The sequence below is a fragment of the Kitasatospora sp. NPDC097643 genome, from assembly GCF_040302625.1.
Classification (GTDB): domain Bacteria; phylum Actinomycetota; class Actinomycetes; order Streptomycetales; family Streptomycetaceae; genus Kitasatospora.
On sequence record NZ_JBEOSA010000013.1, the window covers coordinates 87,282 to 105,824 of the forward strand.

Sequence of the window (18,543 nt, forward strand, 5' to 3'; positions counted from 1 at the left end):
CGGGACACGGTCGACTGCTCGGACCAAGGGGTGCCCGCGACGGACGGCCCTGGTGTGCGGGGGTCCATTCCCCTACCGCTCCCGGGGGCCTCACCGACCCGGTCCGCTGTCACTCTCACGCTGTGAGTGCTAACGCCAATGATTAGCACTCCGGGTGGTCGAGTGCAAGCCCAATCGCCAACCCGCGAGCCGCCGCTGGGGCCGCCGCTGGGGCCGCCCGGAAACGCCGACGGGCCCGTACGACGCGTGTCGCACGGGCCCGACGAGAAGCGAAGTGGTCACCAGCCGTAGGGCCGCGCCGAGCTCCTGGGGGCGGAAGGGGTCAGCCCGCGGCGCGGACCATGTCCGCCTGCGGGCCCTTCTGTCCCTGGGAGATCTCGAACTCGACCCGCTGGCCCTCTTCGAGGGTGCGGTAGCCGTCCATCTGGATCGCGCTGTAGTGGACGAAGACGTCCGCACCACCGTCGACCGCGATGAAGCCGTAGCCCTTCTCCGCGTTGAACCACTTGACGGTGCCCTGAGCCATTCCGAACTCCCCTAGTGCTGTGCTGGCCCTTCACGCGCCCGCAGGTCGCGGGCCCGGGTCTGGTTTGAAGGCCGGCCCGGGGAACCCCCCCTGAGCGCAGCCGTGCACGCCGCAATCCTCCGCCGGGCCACCGGACGGCATCCGGTGAGCGGGTGATTACGTCGACCGCCGCTGAATGTATCCGGATCGACGCCCTCTGCAACAGGGCCAGCCACGGGGAATTCCGGCGCCACAGCAAGGGACAGGCCGGGCGGAACCAGGAGAAATTCGGCATTCCACGCCGGACATAGCGGACGAATTACCCAAATCCCCGCAGGAATTCTGACATCTGCCTGACATGTTTCCCGGCCCTGGCCGGGCTGGTCTCACCGGCCGGACGACCGTCGGGCGATTCGCGGGCGAGGGGCGAGGAGAAGCCCCGTTCCCGTCCGAGCCACACTCTACTCCGACTTGACCCGCAAATATTCCAGCCCTAATGCGGCTGGAATGCGGACAGCCGCCCACGTGTACGGAGTGCGGAATTCCGTCCACGTGAGCGGCTGCGGTGCGGCCGTCGACATCACCGCGCCGCGGCTCGGCGGGCGCGGTTCGGCAGGCGCGGCTCAGCAGCCGCCGGCCACCGCCGGGATGATCGAGACGCTGGCGCCGTCGCCGATCTCGGTCGCCAGGCCCTCGGCGAAGCGCACGTCGTCGTCGTTCACGTAGACGTTGACGAAGCGGCGCAGCTTGCCGGTGTCGTCCAGGATGCGCGCGGAGATCCCCGCGTGGTTCTTCTCCAGGTCGGCGATGACCTCGCCCAGGGTGGCGCCCTCGGCGGCGACCTCGGCGGCACCGCCGGTGTAGGTGCGCAGGATGGTGGGGATGCGGACGTTGGCGCTCATGGCTCTCCTAGCGGGTGCGGCCGTGCGGGGGTGGGACCTGCGGGTCGGGGAGGGGTTCAGGCGGACGCGAGGCCGGCGTCGCGGAAGGACGCCAGCGTCGGGCGGATGACGGCGGTCATCCCCGCGTCGGAGACGGCGTCCAGGGTCTTCAGGCCGTCGCCGGTGTTGATCGCGACGGTCTCCTTGGCCGGGTCCAGCTGCCCGGTCTCGACCAGCTTCTTCAGCACGCCGACGGTCACCCCGCCCGCGGTCTCGGCGAAGATGCCCTCGGTCCGGGCCAGCAGCCGGATCGCCGCCACGACCTCCTCGTCCGTGACGTCCTCGACCGCGCCGCCGGTCCGGCGGGCGATGTCCAGCACGTACGGGCCGTCCGCCGGGTTGCCGATCGCCAGCGACTTGGCGATGGTGTCCGGCTTGACCGGGCGGATCACGTCCTGGCCGGCCTTGAACGCCGCCGACACCGGCGAGCAGCCGGCCGCCTGGGCGCCGAAGACCTTGTACGGCCGGTCCTCGACCAGACCGAGCTTGATCAGCTCCTGCAAGCCCTTGTCGATCTTGGTCAGCTGCGAGCCCGAGGCGATCGGGATGACGATCTGCTCCGGCAGCCGCCAGCCGAGCTGCTCGCAGATCTCGTACGCCAGCGTCTTCGAGCCCTCGCCGTAGTACGGGCGCAGGTTGACGTTGACGAAGCCCCAGCCCTCGCCCGCCGGGTCGCCGATCAGCTCCGAGCAGAAGCGGTTCACGTCGTCGTAGTTGCCCTCGATGCCGACCAACTCGCCGCCGTACACCCCGGCCATGACGACCTTGCCCTGCTCCAGGTCGTGCGGGATGAACACGCACGAGCGGAACCCGGCCCGGGCCGCCGCCGCCCCCACCGCACCGGCCAGGTTGCCGGTGGAGGAGCAGGACAGCGTGGTGTAGCCGAAGGCCCGGGCGGCCTCGATGGCGCAGGCCACCACGCGGTCCTTGAACGAGTGCGTGGGGTTGCCCGAGTCGTCCTTGATGTGCAGCTGCGCGGTGAAGCCGAGCTCGCGGCCCAGGTTGTCCGCCTTGACCAGCGGGGTCCAGCCGGGGTTCAGGTTCGGCTTCGAGGCGACGTCGGCCGGCACGGGCAGCAGCGGCGCGTAGCGCCAGATCGAGGTCGGACCGGACTCGATCCGCTTACGCAGCTCCTCGGCGGCCTCGCTGCCGAACTCGTACGCGATCTCCAGCGGGCCGAAGCACTCCAGACAGGCGAAGCTCGGACCGAGCGGGAAGCGGGTGCCGCACTCCCGACAGGACAGCGCGGCTGCGGGGCCGAGGTCAACGGATGCGGGTGCGACGGTGTCGAGAGCCATGATGGCGGAGGCCTTTCTCCTCATCTTCCCCGTGGCGCAAGCCGCGCCACAGGCCGGAATTGGCACCTGTCCCGCCGGGGCCTGTCGACGACAGCCGCGCGAGAAGGTTGCCGGGACGTCAACGGGCCGTTCCCTCAGTCCCTCTGGATGAGCTTGTGAAGTTGTGGTGGTGCTCAGCGGCGACCCCGGCGTGCGAAGGTCCGGCCGCTGTACGAAGACTGTATCCGAAGGCGCCAACCCTGAAAGGGACCGTCCGCCACGCGAGATGGCGCGTCCCACCCGATCCCGCCGAGGAGACTCCCGTGCCCGCCGAACCGACCCCCGCACTCCTCCCGCAGGCGGCGTCCTGGCTGCGCCGCCGCTCGTGGAGTGCGGCAGACCGGCCGGTGCGCACCCTGCTGGAGGCCAAGCGCCGCACCGGCCACACCGTCAGCGTGGTCCTCCCCGCGCTGGACGAGGAGGCCACCGTCGGCGACATCGTCCGCACCATCCGCCGGGAGCTGATGGAGCGCCTCCCGCTGGTCGACGAGCTCGTGGTGGTCGACTCCGGCTCGGTCGACGCCACCGCCGCCGTCGCCGCCGAGGCCGGCGCCCGGGTGGAGCACCGCGACGCCATCCTGCCCCGGCTGCCCGCCGCCCCCGGCAAGGGCGAGGTGCTCTGGCGCTCGCTGCTGGTGACCCACGGCGACATCGTCTGCTTCGTCGACGCCGACCTGCGCGAGTTCGACCCCGACTTCGTCTCCGGCATCCTCGGCCCGCTGCTCACCGAACCGGACATCCAGCTGGTCAAGGCCATGTACGACCGGCCCCTGGAAGTATCGATGGGCGGCTCCGCCGCGGGCGACGTCGCCGTCGACCCGGCCGGCGGCGGCCGGGTCACCGAGCTGGTCGCCCGCCCCCTGCTCAACCTGCACTGGCCGGAACTCGCCGGTTTCGTCCAGCCGCTCGGCGGCGAGTACGCGGCCCGCCGCACCCTGCTCGAACGGCTGCCCTTCCCCACCGGCTACGGCGTCGAACTCGGCCTGCTGGTCGACGCGTTGGAGATCGCCGGGCTGGACGCGCTGGCCCAGGTGGACGTCGGTGTCCGGCACCACCGGCACCAGGACGGCCAGGCCCTCGGCCGGATGGCCGCCACCATCTACCGCACGGCCCTGGAACGCCTCGACCGCACCCACCGGCTGAAGGCCTCCGCCGACCTGGTCCACCCGCTGCTGACCCAGTTCACCCGCGACCCGCGGACCAGGGAGTTCACCGCCCACACCCACCCGGTGACCGCCCTGGAACGCCCCCCGATGCACACCGTCCCCGAGTACGCGACCCGGCACTGAAGCCCCGCCGGAGGGGTTTGCCACGCCGGGGGCCCGGCAACGTACCATCCATGGGCGATCTCACGACCGAACGTTCGAGTGCGACCGGCACCGCACCCGTCCTGGTGGCCTCCAACCGGGGACCGGTGTCGTTCAGCACCGCCGACGACGGCACGCTGACCCTCCGCCGCGGCGGCGGAGGCCTGGTCTCCGGCCTCTCCGCCATCGAGGACCCCGACGCGGTCTGGGTCTGCGCGGCCCTCGGCGACGCCGACCGCCGGGCCGCCAGAGAGGCCCCCGACGGCCGCCTCGACCTCGCCGGGCACGAGGTCGGCGGACAGGCCGTCCGGATGCTGGACATAGATCCACAGACCTTCGCCCGCGCCTACAACGGCGTCGCCAACTCCACCCTCTGGTTCGTCCACCACCTGCTGTACGCGACCCCCACCGCCCCCGCCTTCGACGCCGACTTCCGCGCCGAGTGGAGCGCCTACCGCGCCTACAACACCGCCTTCGCCGACGCCCTCGCCGCCGAGGCCGCCCCCGGTGCCGCCGTCCTGGTCCAGGACTACCACCTGTCGCTCACCCCGGCCCTGCTCCGCGCGGCCCGGCCCGACCTGCGGATCGGCCACTTCTCGCACACCCCGTGGGCCCCGCCGGAGTACTACCGGCTGCTGCCGGACGACGTCGGCGAGGCCGTCCTCACCGGCATCCTCGGCGCCGACCGGGCCGGCTTCCTCACCCGTCGCTGGGCCCTCGCCTTCGCCGACTGCTGCGCCGAGCTGCTGGGCGCCGAGGTGGACCGCGCCGCCATGACCGTCACGCACGCCGGCCGCACCACCCAGCTCGGCGTGCACGCCCTCGGCGCCGACGCCGAGTTCCTGCGCGAACGCGCCCACCGCCCCGACGTGGACCAGCGCCTCGCCGCCCTGCGCGCCGCCGTCGGCGAGCGCCGCACCATCGTCCGGGTCGACCGCACCGAGCTGAGCAAGAACATCGTCCGCGGGCTGCTGGCGTACCGGCACCTGCTGCACACCCGCCCCGAGTGGCACGACCGGGTGGTGCACATCGCCTTCGCCTACCCCTCCCGCACCGACCTGGCCGAGTACCGCGCCTACACCGCCCAGGTCCAGCAGCTCGCCGAGGACATCAACGCCGAGTACTCCACCCCGACCTGGCAGCCGCTGATCCTGCACGTCGAGGACGACTTCGCGCGCTCCCTGGCCGCCTACCGGCTCGCCGACGTGGCCCTGGTCAACCCGATCCGGGACGGCATGAACCTGGTCGCCAAGGAGGTGCCGGTGGTCTCCGACCACGGCTGCGCCCTGGTCCTCTCCCGCGAGGCGGGCGCCCACGCCGAACTCGGCGAGGACGCGCTGAGCGTCAACCCGTACGACGTCATCGCCACCGCCGAAGCGCTGCACGCCGCCCTCACCATGAGCGCCGAGGAGCGCGCCGACCGCACCAAGCGCCTCGCCGCCGCGGCCACCGCGCTCCCCCCGCAACAGTGGTTCCTCGACCAGCTCAACGCGCTCTGAGCTCCTCCCCCGGCCTCAGCGCACGCCGAGCTCCGCCCCCAACGCGCCGAGCAGCTCCACCACGCCGGCCGGGCCCGCGACCACCAGGTCGGCCCGGTCGGCGAGTTCGCGCACCGGCGCGTCCCCCATCGCCCCGCTGCACACCAGCAGCCCCGCCAGGCCCTCGCCGCGCAGCTTCTCCACCGCCGCGAAGGCCGCCACATCGCCCAGGTCGTCGCCCGCGTACAGCACCGAACCGGCGCCGCGCTCCCGCAGGAAGCCGGTCAGCGCCGCCCCCTTGTCCACCCCGGGCGGCCGCAGCTCCAGCACCAGCCGCCCCGGCTCCACCACCAGCCCGTGCGCCGCCGCCAGCTCCGCCACCGGTGACCGCAACAGCTCCAGCGCCTCCTCCGGTGCGGCCGTGCGCCGGGTGTGCACCGCCAGCGAGCGCCCCTTGTCCTCCACCCACGTCCCCTCCGGCGCCCCCGCCGCCGCGAGCGCCCCGGGCAGTGCCGCCCGTGCCCCCGCCACGCCCGGGTGCACCGGCGGCGCGCTGACCTCGCCGTCCTCCCACCGCTCGGCCCCGTAGTGCCCCAGCACCACCACCCCGGGCAACCCGGCGAACCCGCCGTACTCCGCGGCCAGCTCCGCCGGCCGCCCGGTCACCACCACCACCGCCCGGACCAGCGGCGCCAGCGCCCGCAGCGCCCCCGCCACACCCGGGTGGGCCCGGGCGGCACTCGGATCCGCCCCGATCGGCGCCAGCGTCCCGTCGAAGTCGAGCGCGATCACCGCGCCGCCCGGCGCCGCCAGGATCGCCGCCAGCCCGTCCCGTCCGGCCCCGGTCACCGGTGCCCACGTCTCTTCGAAGCCCATGCCAGTGCCCATACCCCGGGCGCCCGGCCCGCTACCGCGCCGCCCGCCGGGCCTCCCGGACCCGCCGCAGCCGGTTCACCAGCACCGGCGCGTGCGCCAGCGCCTCCTCCCGGTCGAGCAGCGCGTTCAACAGCTGGTAGTACCGCGTGGCGGAGAGCCCCAGCTCCTCCCGGATCGCCCGCTCCTTGGCCCCGGCCGTCCGCCACTGCCGCCCTTCCAGCGCCAGCACCGCCCTGTCCCGCTCAGTCAGCTCGCCCACGTGTCCACCTCCGCCGTCACTACGGAGTGTCATTCTCACGCGCGACGCCGACACACTGTGCTCGCCCCGCCCCGCGGCCGCCCCGGCTAGCGTCGGGGCCATGACCACGCCCAGCTTCGCCGTGCACGTCCCCACCGCCGACCTCGAACCCGACCCGCTGGATCCGGCCCAGATCGTCTCCGGCACCCCCGAGGTCTCCGGGAGGGTCCTCGCCGAGTCCCCGGACGGCCGCCAGCTGCGCGGCATCTGGCAGATCACCCCGGGCGTGGTCACCGACGTCGAGGCCGACGAGATGTTCGTGGTGCTCAGCGGCCGGGCCACCATCGAGGTCGAGGGCGGCCCGACCCTGCACGTCGGCCCCGGCGACTGCGCCGTGCTGCGCGAGGGCGACCGGACCACCTGGACCGTCCACGAGACCCTGCGCAAGGCCTACGCCATCGCCCTCCCCTGATCCGCGGCAGCCACCCCCGGCCCGGGCCTACTTGCGGACCCGGGCCGTCTCCTTGACCGCCGCGTCCTGCAACCCGGCGAGCACCTGCTTCGGGTCCCCGGTGACCGCCTGTCCGATCCCGGCCTTGATCCGGTTGCTGACGTCACCCCAGGCCGGGTCCCCGAACGGGTAGAAGCTGGCGTTCGAAAGACCGACCGTGAACTGCTTGAGCTCCTCGTGCTTCGGGTCGGACGCCATCTGGTTGAAGGCGTCCTGGGTCACCGGCAGCAGGTTGTACCGCTCGTCGAACTTCAGCTGGTACTCGCGGGTGTAGACGAAGGACAGGAACTTCTTGATCTCGTTCTTGTGCCCGTTGGCCTTGAACGCCATCATCCAGTCCGCGACCCCGAGGCTGCCGGTCCTGCCCACCCCGTCCTTCTTCGGGATCGGCGCCGTACCGAACTCGATCTTCCCTGCGGTGGCCATCTTCAGCAGCGTGGGGTGCCCGTTGAGCATGGCGACCTTGCCGGCCGCGAAGTCCTGGAACACCGGGGTGCGGTTCATCCTGCCCGGGTCCTGGTAGGTCAGCCCGGTGGCCACCAGGTTGCTCTTCAGCCAGCCGAAGGTGGCCTGGTTCTGGGCGCTGTCGATGGTGTAGTTGCCGACGTCGTCGGAGAGGCTGCCACCGCCGCTGAGCGTCCAGAGCATGGATTCGGCGGGCGCCTCCTCGGGGCCGAGCGGCAGCCCGTACGGGGTGACGCCCGGCACCTTGGCCTTGATCTTCTCGGCGTCCTGGCGCAGCTCGTTCCAGGTGGCGGGCGGCTGGGTGAGGCCGGCCTGGCGGAAGACCGCCTTGTTGTAGAAGAGCACCCGCGAGGACGACACGAACGGGATCCCGTACTGCGTGCCGAGCACCTGGCCGGCGTGCGCGAAGGAGTCCAGGAACCTCGCCTGGGTGTCCATGGTGAGCACGTCGGCCGCCGGGTACAGCCGGTCGGCCGCGACCTGGTCGGCGAAGCCTCCGGTCTGCAGCAGGTCGGGGGACTTGCCGGCCGCGATCATGTCGTCGACCTTCTTGCCGATGTCGGTCCAGCTCTCCACCTGGACCTCGACCTTGATGCCGGGGTTGGCGCTCTCGAAGGCGTGCGCGAGCTCGTCCCAGTACGGCTTGGAGCCGGTCTCGGCGTTCTCCCCGTAGTCGGCGGCGACCAGCTTCAGGGTGACCGGCCCGTTGCCCTGCCCGCCGCACGCGCTGACCGCGGTGAGCGCCAGCGTGGCGGCCAGCGCGCTGCCGAGGACTCGGGTGGGGACGTGGGCGCGCCTGTTCAACGCGGGTACCGCCTTCGGAGGGAGAACTGCGGCCGGGGGAGGGAATCCGGCTGGGGGAGGCGCCACACTGCCAAATCCACCGCGCAGTGGTCCACACCTCTCCCGCGCGCCCGCCGCGTCGTTATCGAAGTGCGGACGTCATTGCGCGATGCGCAACGCGACGCCCGGCAGGATGCGAACAAATCCGGCCGGGCAAAGCCCCGCACAACCGCCGCAGCTGCGACAAAGCTCACCCACTTTGGACCAGACCAATCCGACAACTGGACTAGACCTCTTCGACCCGACCAAGGAAACTGTCCCCCGTGAAGCACGTCATCGCACTCGATGTAGGCGGCACCGGCATGAAAGCCGCGCTGCTCGCCCAGGACGGCTCCGTGCTGTTCGAAGCACGCCGACCGACCGGGCGGGAGCACGGCACGGACGCCGTCGTCGCCGCCATCCTCGACTTCGCCGCCGATCTGGCGGACGAAGGCCGGGCCCGCTTCGGCCGCGCCCCGCTCGCGGCCGGCGTGGCCGTCCCGGGCACGATCGACGAGGAGAACGGCATCGCGGTCTACTCCGCCAACCTCGGCTGGCGCGACCTCCCGCTGCGGCGGCTGCTGGGCGAGCGGCTGGTCGGCCCGGACGGTTCCGCGATGCCGGTGGCGCTCGGCCACGACGTGCGCTCGGGCGGTCTGGCCGAGGGCCGGCTCGGGGCCGGCCGGGGCGTCGACCGCTTCCTGTTCATCGCCCTCGGCACCGGCATCGCCGGCGCCATCGGCATCGACGGCCGGATCGAGGCCGGCGCCCACGGCTACGGCGGCGAGATCGGCCACGTCGTGGTGCGCCCGGGCGGGCCGCAGTGCGGCTGCGGCGCCCGCGGCTGCCTGGAGACCCTGGCCTCCGCCTCCGCCGTCTCCCGTGCCTGGGCCGAGGCCAGCGGGGACCCCGACGCCGACGCGGCATCCTGCGCCGCCGCGGTGGACGCCGGGGACGAACGCGCGCTGGCGGTCTGGCGGACCGCCGTCGACGCCCTCGCCGACGGCATCGTGCTCGCCCAGAGCCTGCTCGACCCGTCCACGGTGATCGTCGGCGGCGGGCTGGCCGAGGCCGGCGACACCCTCCTCACCCCGCTGCGCGCGGCGGTGACGGAGCGCCTGACCTTCCAGATGCCCCCGGAGGTCGTACCGGCCATGCTCAAAGACACCGCCGCATCCCTCGGCGCCGGCCTGCTCGCCTGGGATCTTCTCTCGATGGAGGTGACCGCGTGACCACCGCGGACCGTACTGCCCTGGCCGGCGCCCGGCTGGTCCTGCCCGACGGCGTCGTCGACGACGGCCGGATCGTCGTCGACGGCCCGACCATCGCCGCCTTCGGCGGGGAGACCGAACCCGGCGACCTCGACCTGGCCGGGTACACCGTCGTCCCCGGCTTCGTCGACCTGCACGTGCACGGCGGCGGCGGCGCCTCGTACGCCTCCGGCAACGCCGAGGAGGCCCTGCTCGCCGCCCGCACCCACCTCGAACACGGCACCACCACCACCGTCGCCTCCACCGTCACCGGCGAGATCGACGAGGTCGCCCGCCAGGCCGCCGTCCTCGCCGAACTCGTCGAGGACGGCGTGCTGGCCGGCATCCACTTCGAGGGCCCGTTCATCTCCCACAACCGCTGCGGCGCCCACCGCCCCGACCTGCTGCGCGACCCCGACCCGGCCCTGGTACGCAAGCTCGTCGACGCCGCCCGCGGCCACGCCAGGATGGTCACCCTCGCCCCCGAACTCCCCGGCGGCCTCGACTCGGTGCGGATGCTCGCCGACCTCGGCGTGATCGCCGCCGTCGGCCACACCGACGCCGACTACGCCACCACCCTGCGGGCCGTGGACGCCGGTGCCACCGTCGCCACCCACCTGTTCAACGCCATGCCCGGCATCGCCCACCGCGCCCCCGGCCCGATCGTGGCGCTGCTGGAGGACGAGCGGGTCGTGGTCGAGCTGATCAACGACGGCGTCCACCTGCACCCCTCCGTGCTGGACCTCGCCTACGGCACCGCCGGCGCCGACCGGGTCGCGCTGATCACCGACGCCATGGGCGCCGCCGGCATGGGCGACGGCCTCTACCCGCTCGGCCCGCTCCAGGTCGAGGTCAAGGACGGCGTCGCCCGACTGGTCGAGGGCGGCGCGATCGCCGGCTCCACGCTCACCCTGGACGTGGCGTTCAGGCGCTCGCTCACCGTCAACGGCCTGACCCTGAACCAGGCCGTCCGGTCGCTCTCCACCACCCCGGCCCGGCTGCTCGGCCTCGACGGCACCACCGGCTCCCTGGCGACCGGCAAGCACGCCGACCTGGTCGTGGTCGACTCGACGAGCTACCAGCTGGTCGCCGTCATGCGCCGCGGCCGGTGGGCCGTCGGCGGTGAGCGCTTCGGCACCGTGAAGCCCGCCTGACCGACCGCCGGGCCTCCCCGCGGACGACGACGGCCGCCCTCCCCACCGGGGACGGGCGGCCGTTGTGCGGAGCGGCTCAGCTGCTGGGCTCGACGGTGACCTGGTCGATCAGGATCGGCCCGGACGGGGCCGTGATGGTGATCGTGTTCGGGCCGGCCTGGAGCTGCGGGAGTATCCAGGTGGTGTACCAGGACGCCGCCGGGTCCTTGCCCGGCGAGTAGTTCCTGAACGCCAGCCCGCTCGGCCAGTCCTTGCCGTTCACCGCGGCCGCGCCCTTCACGTCCGCGCCAGCGTTGTTGAAGTGCACGGTCAGCTTGTACGTCCCGGCCGCGGCGACCTCGCCGGTCCAGGTCACCGAGCCGCCCTGCTGGAGCGTCAGGTAGCTGCCGTCCGCGGACTTGGCGCCCTTGACGCTGTTGCCGGACGGCGCGTTCTGGGCCTGCAACTGGCTCGCGTCCACGGTCGACGGGCCGGCCGTGGCACTGGCACTCGCCGAGGGCGTGGCCGTCCCGGACGGGCTGCCGCTCGCCGCGGCGCTGGGGGTCGCCGGGGCGGTGGTCCGGGCGCCGCCCTTGGCGTTCTTCTCGCCGTCCGGGTCGCCCTTGGAGAGCGCGATCCCGGCCCCGATCGCGATGGCCGCGATCACCGCGACGGCACCGATCACCGCGCCCTTGCTCCGGCCGCCGCTCGGCCGCTCCTCCCCCGGCTGCGGCCGGGAGTGCTCGGCGTAGCGGGTCTGCTGGGTGGGCGCCGCACCGTACTCGGCCTGCTGCGGGTAGGGCTGCGGCTGCCCGCCCGGGTAGCCCTGCGGCGGGATCCCGGCCTGCTGGCCGTACGGCGGCTGCTGCGGCCGCTGCCCGTACTGGGCGCGGCCGACCTCCATCGGGCGGCTGTACGGCGTGCGGGGCACGCCCTGCTGCGGCTCGGCCGACGGGCCGGAGGCACCCTCGGCCGGACGGTAGAGGTAACCGAACGGGTCGTCGTCCTGCGGGGCACCGCCGCCCTGGCCCTCGGGTGCTCCGTTGCTGCCGGCGGTCGTCACGGTGGTCAACTCCCCCATCCGGTTGGGCGTCGCCGGACCTGGCGGGCCGCCGGCGCTGATCATGGACGCTGTCGTCCCCGGGAACCCTACCTGTCCCGGGTGACTGCCGGAAAAGAGCCCTTGACAACCCGCCGGTAACCTGCGATCGGGCGGCCCTTCAGCCGGCCCTGCGGTGCGAGCGCTCGCCCCGGGCCCCGCGCACCGCGCCGCCCCTGGCCCGCTTCTCGTCGTACATCCGCTCGTCCGCGGTGTGCAGCACCTCCTCGATGCTCATCCCGCAGCCGGCCCAGCCGATCCCCAGGCTCACGCCCACCCGCATCGCCCGGCCGTCGATCCGCATCGGCGGGATGATCGCGTTGCGCAGCCGGTGGGCGAGGTCCTTGGCCTCCTCGCGGCCGATGCCGTCGGCCAGCACCACGAACTCGTCGCCGCCGAGCCGGGCCACCGTGTCGCCGTCCCGGACGGCCTGGCTGAGCCGGCGGGCGACCTCGACCAGCACCGAGTCGCCCGCGTTGTGGCCGAACCGGTCGTTGATCGACTTGAAGCCGTCCAGGTCGCAGAAGAGCACCGCGAGCCCCTTGTCCACCGGGGCCGCGCCGCCGGAGCGGAACGGGCCGGACCAGACCTCGCCGTGGTCGGCCGGGACCACCGCGTGCACGTGCTCGCCGTAGCCCGGGCCGAGGCCGGGCAGCGGACCGGCCTCGGGCAGCCCGTAGCCGTGCACCGGCCCGCCGTACGGGTCCACGCCCTCCAGCCCCTCGTAGGCCGCGTGCGCGCTGTAGGAGTCGGCCGGGTAGCCGCCGTACGACGACGGGTGGGCCGCCTCGCCCGGCCCGGCGACCGCGCCGACGGTCTGCGGCTCGTTGCAGAGCCGGCGGGCCAGCCGGGCCTTGAGCTCGGCGCTGTTCGGCAGGCCGGTGAGCGCGTCGTGGCTGGCCCGGTGGGCGAGCTGGAGTTCGTGGCGCTTGCGGTCCTCGATGTCCTCGACGTGGGTGAGCAGGAAGCTCGGGCCCTCGGCGGCGTCCGCGACGATCGAGTTGCGCAGACAGACCCACTGGTAGCCGCCGTCCCGCCGGGACAGCCGCAGCTCGGCCCGGCCGCTCTCGGCGCTGGTGCGTTCCAGCAGGGCGCGGTCCTCGGGGTGGACGAGGTCGGCGAAGCTCTGCTGGCGCAGCACCGCGCGGGGGCGGCCGAGCAGCCGGCAGAGCGCGTCGTTGACCCGGGTGAGCTGGCCCCTCCCGGCGCCGTGCAGTTCGGTGATGGCCATCCCGCTGGGCGCGTACTCGAAGGCCTGGCGGAAGCTCTCCTCGCTGGCCCGCAGGGCCTGCTGCTCCTTCTCCAGCCGGGCCAGCGCACGCTGCATCTCGGCCCGCAGCCGGGCGTTGCCGATCGCGATGGAGGCCTGGAGGGAGAACATCTCCAGTGCCTCGCGGGTCCACGCGCCGGGCCGCTTGCCGCTGCGCGGGCGGTCCACCGAGAGCACGCCGAGCAGGTCGCCGCCGGCGCTGTACATCGGGGCGAGCAGCCCGTCGGCGGGGTGCCAGTCGTTGGCGTAGACGGGCAGCGGGCCGTCCCCGATCCAGCGCGGGATGTCGCTGGCGACGGCCCAGCCGCGGTCGTACGGCAGGAAGCGCAGGGTGCCCCAGTGGTCGCTGACGCCGAGCAGCCGGTCCCAGGACTCGCGCGAGCCGACCTGGCCGAGCAGCACGGAGGGGCCGCCCATGGCGCTCTCCTCCAGCTCCCAGACGGCCGCCACCACGAGGTCGCCGTCCGGGCGGACCAGGCTGACCGCGGCGGCGTCGAAGCCCAGCCCGTGCACCGCGCCCTCGACGACGGCCTGCAGCGTGCCCGCCAGGCTGCGGGCAGCGTTGAGGTCCGCCACGACCCGGTGCAAGGTGCGGAGGGTCGCGAGACGGACGTACGGCTCCGACTCGGCTTCCATGCGGGGGCTCCCCGGCTGCTTCGGATAGTTCTTGATTGGTTATCGTCCGATTGCCAGAAGAACTGAATCACAGGGAGCACAGCGTTCGGCACGCTCGGTCAGCAATAGGCCACCACTTGTGACTTAAATCACACGACACTAATGCGCCCTTAATCAGCTCATCCGCCCCATAGCGGGACATAAAGCGTTATCGGAACATTTCTCGTGGTCGACCGCATTGGCCGCGCACTGAAGCCGACTGTCGCCCGGCAGGACCCCTGCTTCACTCCTGGGAGTGAGTGCGGCCACCGGCCGTGACCAGGCGTGCGCCGGTGGTCCTACGACCACGGCCCGATGCCGTTTCCGGCGACCGCCGACTACCGTGCGGTACGTGTACCCGTCACCGCAGCCCGAAGCTGCCCCCCACGCGACGCCCGACGAGTTCCGGGCCGCACTCTCCCAGCTCGCCGCCGGCGTGAGCCTGGTGACCGTCCACGACCCGGAGGACAGCGAGGACGTCGGGATGACCGCGACGTCCTTCCTCTCCGTCTCGCTGGAGCCGCCGCTGGTGCTGATCTCGGTCCGCGAGGACTCCCGGATGGACGAGGTGCTCTCCCGGGCCGACACCTGGGCGGTCTCGCTACTGACCGAGGGGCAGAAGACGCTCGGCTCCCGCTTCGCGATGAAGGGCCGGCTCAGTGACCGGCTGCTGTTCGCGGACACCCCGCACCACCGCGGCCCGCGCAGCGGCGCCCCGCTGATCGAGGGCGCGCTCGCCACCGTCGAGTGCCGCACCGAGCAGCGGATACCCGCCGGCGACCACACCCTGCTGCTCGGCCGCGTGCTGGAGGCCGTGGTGCCCGACCCCGGCGGCCGGCCGCTGCTCTACTTCCACGGCGGGTACCGCACGCTGGGTTAGCCGGTTCACTCGCCCCGCGGCGCCTGGCGGCCCTGCTTCAGCTCCGAACGGTGCCGCTTGTTGAACAGCCGCCGCTCCACCATGCCCTTGCTCGGCCTGGTCGCCCGGCGGGCCTTCGGCGGCGGCGCGCACGCCTCGGTCAGCACCGCGCCCAGCCGGACCGCGGCCGCCTCCCGGTTGCGCCACTGCGAGCGGAACTCCGAGGCGTGGATCACCAGCACCCGGCCGTCCACCAGCCGCCCGGCCAGCCGCTCCAGGGCGCGCTGGCGCCACACCTCGGGCAGCGCGCGGGAGGCCGCCAGGTCGTACCGCAGCTCGACCTTGCTGTCGGAGGTGTTGACGTGCTGGCCACCGGGGCCGGAGGAACGCGAGAAGCGCCAGACGAGCTCGGCGTCGGGGACGACCACCGACCCCCGTACGCGGATGGGCTCGGGCATGCGCCCATCATCCCGCGCCCGGCCCGCAGGGTCACCCGGTTATCCACCCGCGCCCGCAGCCCCGACAATGGCGTACGTGATCGAGCTCGGCTACTCCCTCTCCAACCGCTTCCCCGACCCCCCGCAGACGGACTACCGCACCGCCTCGGTGCACGCCCTGCGGTACGACCTCTTCTGCGGCGACGTCTACCTGGACGCCGAGGGCGCCGAGTTGTCCACAGCCTGGGGATGGGTCCCGGTGCTGGACTTCGCCTGGGCCCTGTGCGACATCGCCGAGCACCTGGACCGCGACCCGGACGGCAGCCGCGCCGCCCGGGTGCAGACCGCCGACCTCGACTTCACCCAGAACACCGAACTGCTGCAGTTCGCCCGCCGCTTCAACTGGGTCGAGATCACCGCTACCTGGCTGCCGGACGAGCCGCCCGCCGTGGTCCGCCACAGCGAACTGCGGCGCGAGGCCCGGGACTTCCTCCAGGACACCCTCGCCGATCTCTTCGATATGCACCCCGACCTGGCCGACAATCCGAACATCTGGTCCTTGCAGGGCCGGTTCCGGCGGATCTGACCCGGGTATTGTCCGGCCATTGCGCGGGATTGGCGCACCACGAAGAATTCACGGCCCTCGTGGAACCAACCCACCGGACCATTGCGTTCTCCGGGAAAAAGCGAACGAAGGGACAGCAATCGCCATGCCAGTGAGCCTCTCCAAGGGTGGCAACGTCTCGCTGACCAAGGAGGCCCCCGGCCTGTCCGCGGTGAGCGTCGGCCTGGGCTGGGACGTCCGGACCACCACCGGCGCCGAATTCGACCTCGACGCCAGCGCGATCGTCCTGAACGCGGACGGCAAGGTGCTGTCCAACGCGCACTTCGTCTTCTTCAACAACACCAGCACCCCGGACAACACCGTCGTGCACACCGGTGACAACCGCACCGGCGAGGGCGTCGGCGACGACGAGTCCATCAACGTCAACCTGGCCGGCCTGCCGGCCGAGGCGGCCCGGATCACCTTCCCGGTCACCATCTACGACGGCACCGCCCGCGGCCAGAGCTTCGGCCAGGTCCGCAACGCCTACATCCGTGTGGTGAACGCCGCCGGCGGCGCCGAGATCGCCCGCTACGACCTCTCCGAGGACGCTGCCACCGAAACCGCGATGATCTTCGGCGAGCTCTACCGCAACGGCGGCGAGTGGAAGTTCCGCGCCGTCGGCCAGGGTTACGCCTCCGGTCTGGCCGGCATCGCCCAGGACTTCGGCGTCCAGATCTGACGCCCCCTCCGGGCCCGGCCCGGACAGCACCGCGGCGCGGGAAGTCGGTCGGTCCGACTTCCCGCGCCGCGGTGTTCGACGTTCAGTGCCCCGGGGCGTTCAGTGCCCCGAAGCGTTCAGTGCCCCGAGGCGCGCAGCTCCGGCAGCTGGATCAGCTCGGTCTCGTCCTCCGGCGTCAGGTCCACCACCTCGGGAGCACCCTGCTCCGCCCCGGCCGCCGGGCGCTCCTGCGCCGCACCGTCCACGGACGCCCGGGCCGCCAGGGCCTCCTGCGCCTCGGCCTTCGCCTTCGCGGCGAGCGCCTCGTCGCCCACCACGTCCGCCAGGTCCGCGCGCTCGCCCAGCTCCGCGACGCTGCCGACGGCCGGCGCCGGGGCCGCCGCCCGCAGCGAGGCGCCCGAACCGCGGCCGAAGAAGCTGAAGCCCTGCCCGCGCGCCTGCCCGGACTGCGCCGGCCTCGGCCGCTGCCGCTCCACCGCCGTCGTCGGGGCGGCCGGAGTCCCGCCCAGCTGCCCGACCTTGGCGGTCAGTGCCGGCCGGGCCGGCGCGGCCGGCACCGGGGTCTGGGCCGGGCTCGGGCCGGTGGCCGCCGGGGCCTGGCTCGTCGGCGCCGGAGCCGGGGTGGGCACCGTCGGAGCCACCGGAGCCGGCACCGCGGCCGCCACCGGCGCGGGCGCCGGAGCCGTCGTCGCCGGGGCCGTCCGCGCCCGCAGCGCGACCTCCGCGCCGGCCGCCCGCTCCCGCTGCGCCTCCTGCGCCGCCGCCCGCCGCTCCAGCAGCCGCAGCACGGCCGCCGCGCGGACGAACGCGGCCGGACTGGCCGGGTACTTGGGGCGGCTCGCGGCGAGCGCCCGCTGGGCCGCCTCGGCCTCCTTGAGCGCCTGCTCCGCCACCGCCACGGCCCGCTCGCGCAGCAGCCGGGCGATCTCGGTCTCGGCCTTGGCGAGGCGCGACTTCTCGGCCGTCAGCCGCCGCCCGAACCGGGTGGCCCGCTCCTCGGCGACCTCGGCCGCGTACTCGGCCTCGGCCAGCTGCTCCTCGAACCGCTCCTCGGCCCGCAGCCGCTGCGCCGCCGACATCTCGGCGGCCGCCCGGGCCGCCTTGTCGCGCTGGCGCAGCAGCACCGCGAAGCCGAGCGTCGCGATCACCGCCGCGACGCCCACCGAGCGCACCAGGATGGTGTCCTGACTGAAGAGCAGGGCGGCCAGCGCGGCGACGAGCAGCACGCCGGCGGCGGTGGGGGGGAAGATCCGGCCGAGGACGGAGGAATGACGGTGACGTCCGCGAGACATGCCAAGAAACTAGCGTGCGAATTGGGGCCGTGTCAGCCCAGGGTCCCCTTCCGCCCTTGACAGTGCGCGGGATCCGCCGCAGGCGCCCGAAAACTCACCCAAGATCACGGGAAGAGCCCTGCTCAGCGGTGTGAGGCCGCCGGACCGCTCGGATCGTCGTGGTTCTCGGGCAGCTTGCACACGTGCTGGAGCCAGAGCGCCGCGGCGATCACCGCGGCCCCCGCCAGCACCGCGAGACCGGCCGTCACGGCCTGGTCCTTGCGGGCCGACACGTCGAGTTCGCCGAGCAGGTAGATGCCCGCGCCCGCGTAGATGCCGGTGACCACCGCGGAGACCAGGGCGCTGGCCTGCCCCAGCACCACCGCCCGGGCCGCCAGCAGCGGGTCGACCCGCTTCGCGCCGGGCTGCCGCTCGCGCACCGCCTTCAGCCGGGACCGCAGCGAGAACGCGGTCGCCAGCAGGATCACCGCCACCGCCGCCAGCACCACCGGCGCCGCGCCGGGCACGGCCGGCAGCGTGTCCAGGGAGGCCCACAGCTTGGAGCCGGCCCAGGACAGCGCCGTCGTCGCGGCGGTGATGCCGACCAGCAGGCGGAGGCGAAGCAGCTTCACTCGGAGCAGGTCCTTCCCGGGGTTCCAGAGACGGCCGGCCGCCCCGGTGACCCGGCGCGGCGATGCCAGGCCACCGTACCGGGCCCGGCCGGGCGGACACCCGCGCGAACGAACGGACACCTACTCGTACGGCCGGGCCCCCGGCCGAGTTCCCCGGCCGGGGCCCGACCCG

At 73.4% G+C, this 18,543-nt stretch carries 19 protein-coding genes and 1 riboswitch; of the genes, 8 read left to right on the plus strand and 11 right to left on the minus strand.

Going from position 1 to position 18,543, the window contains the following annotated elements; all coding sequences use genetic code 11:
* Positions 1–322: 322 nt before the first annotated feature.
* The 3 genes from ABTY15_RS11855 to thrC all read right to left on the minus strand — a co-directional run bounded on the left by ABTY15_RS11855 (position 323) and on the right by thrC (position 2,744).
* Positions 323–526, minus strand: a complete 204-nt coding sequence (locus tag ABTY15_RS11855; RefSeq protein ID WP_030057071.1) for a cold-shock protein — start codon at positions 524–526, stop codon at positions 323–325.
* Positions 527–1,128: 602 nt separating this feature from the next.
* Positions 1,129–1,407 (minus strand): MoaD/ThiS family protein, encoded by a 279-nt coding sequence (locus tag ABTY15_RS11860; protein ID WP_350580387.1) that lies wholly within the window; start codon positions 1,405–1,407, stop codon positions 1,129–1,131.
* A 56-nt stretch (positions 1,408–1,463) separates the two neighbouring features.
* On the minus strand, positions 1,464–2,744 hold the full coding sequence (thrC, locus tag ABTY15_RS11865; protein ID WP_350580389.1) for a threonine synthase: 1,281 nt from the start codon (positions 2,742–2,744) through the stop codon (positions 1,464–1,466).
* 17 nt (positions 2,745–2,761) lie between these two features.
* Positions 2,762–2,898, minus strand: a riboswitch (SAM riboswitch).
* A gap of 148 nt (positions 2,899–3,046) precedes the next feature.
* Between thrC and ABTY15_RS11870 the strand changes: the two genes are divergently transcribed.
* A complete protein-coding gene (locus ABTY15_RS11870) occupies positions 3,047–4,072 on the plus strand; it encodes a glucosyl-3-phosphoglycerate synthase (RefSeq protein WP_350580391.1) in 1,026 nt (341 codons plus the stop codon).
* 50 nt (positions 4,073–4,122) lie between these two features.
* Positions 4,123–5,589, plus strand: coding sequence for an alpha,alpha-trehalose-phosphate synthase (UDP-forming) (locus ABTY15_RS11875; protein WP_350580399.1), 1,467 nt, complete (start codon positions 4,123–4,125; stop codon positions 5,587–5,589).
* 15 nt (positions 5,590–5,604) lie between these two features.
* Here ABTY15_RS11875 and otsB read toward each other — a convergent pair whose 3' ends face one another.
* Both otsB and ABTY15_RS11885 read right to left on the minus strand, forming a co-directional pair.
* Positions 5,605–6,444, minus strand: a complete 840-nt coding sequence (gene otsB, locus ABTY15_RS11880) for a trehalose-phosphatase (protein ID WP_350580401.1) — start codon at positions 6,442–6,444, stop codon at positions 5,605–5,607.
* A gap of 31 nt (positions 6,445–6,475) precedes the next feature.
* Positions 6,476–6,736, minus strand: a complete 261-nt coding sequence (locus ABTY15_RS11885; RefSeq protein WP_502893479.1) for a DUF3263 domain-containing protein — start codon at positions 6,734–6,736, stop codon at positions 6,476–6,478.
* A gap of 67 nt (positions 6,737–6,803) precedes the next feature.
* On the opposite strand from ABTY15_RS11885, the gene ABTY15_RS11890 reads away from it, so the two are divergent.
* On the plus strand, positions 6,804–7,154 hold the full coding sequence (locus ABTY15_RS11890) for a cupin domain-containing protein (protein ID WP_350580408.1): 351 nt from the start codon (positions 6,804–6,806) through the stop codon (positions 7,152–7,154).
* Between the two features lie 27 nt (positions 7,155–7,181).
* On the opposite strand, the gene ABTY15_RS11895 is transcribed toward ABTY15_RS11890, so the two are convergent.
* Entirely contained in the window at positions 7,182–8,462 is a 1,281-nt protein-coding gene (locus ABTY15_RS11895) for an extracellular solute-binding protein (protein WP_350580415.1), read from the minus strand.
* Between the two features lie 302 nt (positions 8,463–8,764).
* Between ABTY15_RS11895 and ABTY15_RS11900 the strand changes: the two genes are divergently transcribed.
* Together ABTY15_RS11900 and nagA are read left to right on the plus strand one after the other, a co-directional pair.
* Complete coding sequence (locus tag ABTY15_RS11900) at positions 8,765–9,712, plus strand: ROK family protein (RefSeq protein ID WP_350580416.1); 948 nt, start codon at positions 8,765–8,767, stop codon at positions 9,710–9,712.
* On the plus strand, positions 9,709–10,884 hold the full coding sequence (gene nagA, locus ABTY15_RS11905; RefSeq protein WP_350580419.1) for an N-acetylglucosamine-6-phosphate deacetylase: 1,176 nt from the start codon (positions 9,709–9,711) through the stop codon (positions 10,882–10,884). Before ABTY15_RS11900 ends, nagA begins: the two co-directional genes overlap by 4 nt.
* A gap of 76 nt (positions 10,885–10,960) precedes the next feature.
* On the opposite strand, the gene ABTY15_RS11910 is transcribed toward nagA, so the two are convergent.
* Both ABTY15_RS11910 and ABTY15_RS11915 read right to left on the minus strand, forming a co-directional pair.
* On the minus strand, positions 10,961–11,935 hold the full coding sequence (locus ABTY15_RS11910) for a carbohydrate-binding protein (RefSeq protein ID WP_350580421.1): 975 nt from the start codon (positions 11,933–11,935) through the stop codon (positions 10,961–10,963).
* A 148-nt stretch (positions 11,936–12,083) separates the two neighbouring features.
* On the minus strand, positions 12,084–13,868 hold the full coding sequence (locus ABTY15_RS11915; RefSeq protein ID WP_350580424.1) for a GGDEF domain-containing protein: 1,785 nt from the start codon (positions 13,866–13,868) through the stop codon (positions 12,084–12,086).
* 361 nt (positions 13,869–14,229) lie between these two features.
* Between ABTY15_RS11915 and ABTY15_RS11920 the strand changes: the two genes are divergently transcribed.
* Positions 14,230–14,766, plus strand: a complete 537-nt coding sequence (locus ABTY15_RS11920) for a flavin reductase family protein (protein WP_502893480.1) — start codon at positions 14,230–14,232, stop codon at positions 14,764–14,766.
* Between the two features lie 5 nt (positions 14,767–14,771).
* Here ABTY15_RS11920 and arfB read toward each other — a convergent pair whose 3' ends face one another.
* Positions 14,772–15,203, minus strand: coding sequence for an alternative ribosome rescue aminoacyl-tRNA hydrolase ArfB (gene arfB / locus ABTY15_RS11925; RefSeq protein WP_350580431.1), 432 nt, complete (start codon positions 15,201–15,203; stop codon positions 14,772–14,774).
* Positions 15,204–15,270: 67 nt separating this feature from the next.
* On the opposite strand from arfB, the gene ABTY15_RS11930 reads away from it, so the two are divergent.
* Entirely contained in the window at positions 15,271–15,768 is a 498-nt protein-coding gene (locus tag ABTY15_RS11930; protein ID WP_502893481.1) for a hypothetical protein, read from the plus strand.
* Between the two features lie 124 nt (positions 15,769–15,892).
* The gene (locus ABTY15_RS11935; RefSeq protein WP_350580435.1) at positions 15,893–16,468 is read left to right on the plus strand and encodes a TerD family protein; all 576 of its coding nucleotides are present in this window, start codon (positions 15,893–15,895) and stop codon (positions 16,466–16,468) included.
* A gap of 116 nt (positions 16,469–16,584) precedes the next feature.
* Here the strand turns inward: ABTY15_RS11935 and ABTY15_RS11940 are convergent, their stop codons facing one another.
* Positions 16,585–17,760, minus strand: coding sequence for a hypothetical protein (locus ABTY15_RS11940; protein WP_350580438.1), 1,176 nt, complete (start codon positions 17,758–17,760; stop codon positions 16,585–16,587).
* A gap of 122 nt (positions 17,761–17,882) precedes the next feature.
* The gene (locus tag ABTY15_RS11945; protein WP_350580441.1) at positions 17,883–18,371 is read right to left on the minus strand and encodes a DUF3180 domain-containing protein; all 489 of its coding nucleotides are present in this window, start codon (positions 18,369–18,371) and stop codon (positions 17,883–17,885) included.
* Positions 18,372–18,543: the final 172 nt, after the last annotated feature.

Excerpts from the sequence above, each read along its gene's own strand:
- ABTY15_RS11855 (WP_030057071.1), bottom strand. The coding sequence starts at position 526 with ATGGCTCAGGGCACCGTCAAGTGGTTCAACGCGGAGAAGGGCTACGGC.
- ABTY15_RS11860 (WP_350580387.1), bottom strand. The coding sequence starts at position 1,407 with ATGAGCGCCAACGTCCGCATCCCCACCATCCTGCGCACCTACACCGGC.
- thrC (WP_350580389.1), bottom strand. The coding sequence starts at position 2,744 with ATGGCTCTCGACACCGTCGCACCCGCATCCGTTGACCTCGGCCCCGCA.
- ABTY15_RS11875 (WP_350580399.1), top strand. The coding sequence starts at position 4,123 with ATGGGCGATCTCACGACCGAACGTTCGAGTGCGACCGGCACCGCACCC.
- otsB (WP_350580401.1), bottom strand. The coding sequence starts at position 6,444 with ATGGGCTTCGAAGAGACGTGGGCACCGGTGACCGGGGCCGGACGGGAC.
- ABTY15_RS11885 (WP_502893479.1), bottom strand. The coding sequence starts at position 6,736 with ATGACACTCCGTAGTGACGGCGGAGGTGGACACGTGGGCGAGCTGACT.
- ABTY15_RS11890 (WP_350580408.1), top strand. The coding sequence starts at position 6,804 with ATGACCACGCCCAGCTTCGCCGTGCACGTCCCCACCGCCGACCTCGAA.
- ABTY15_RS11915 (WP_350580424.1), bottom strand. The coding sequence starts at position 13,868 with ATGGAAGCCGAGTCGGAGCCGTACGTCCGTCTCGCGACCCTCCGCACC.
- arfB (WP_350580431.1), bottom strand. The coding sequence starts at position 15,203 with ATGCCCGAGCCCATCCGCGTACGGGGGTCGGTGGTCGTCCCCGACGCC.
- ABTY15_RS11930 (WP_502893481.1), top strand. The coding sequence starts at position 15,271 with ATGGCGTACGTGATCGAGCTCGGCTACTCCCTCTCCAACCGCTTCCCC.
- ABTY15_RS11935 (WP_350580435.1), top strand. The coding sequence starts at position 15,893 with ATGCCAGTGAGCCTCTCCAAGGGTGGCAACGTCTCGCTGACCAAGGAG.
- ABTY15_RS11940 (WP_350580438.1), bottom strand. The coding sequence starts at position 17,760 with ATGTCTCGCGGACGTCACCGTCATTCCTCCGTCCTCGGCCGGATCTTC.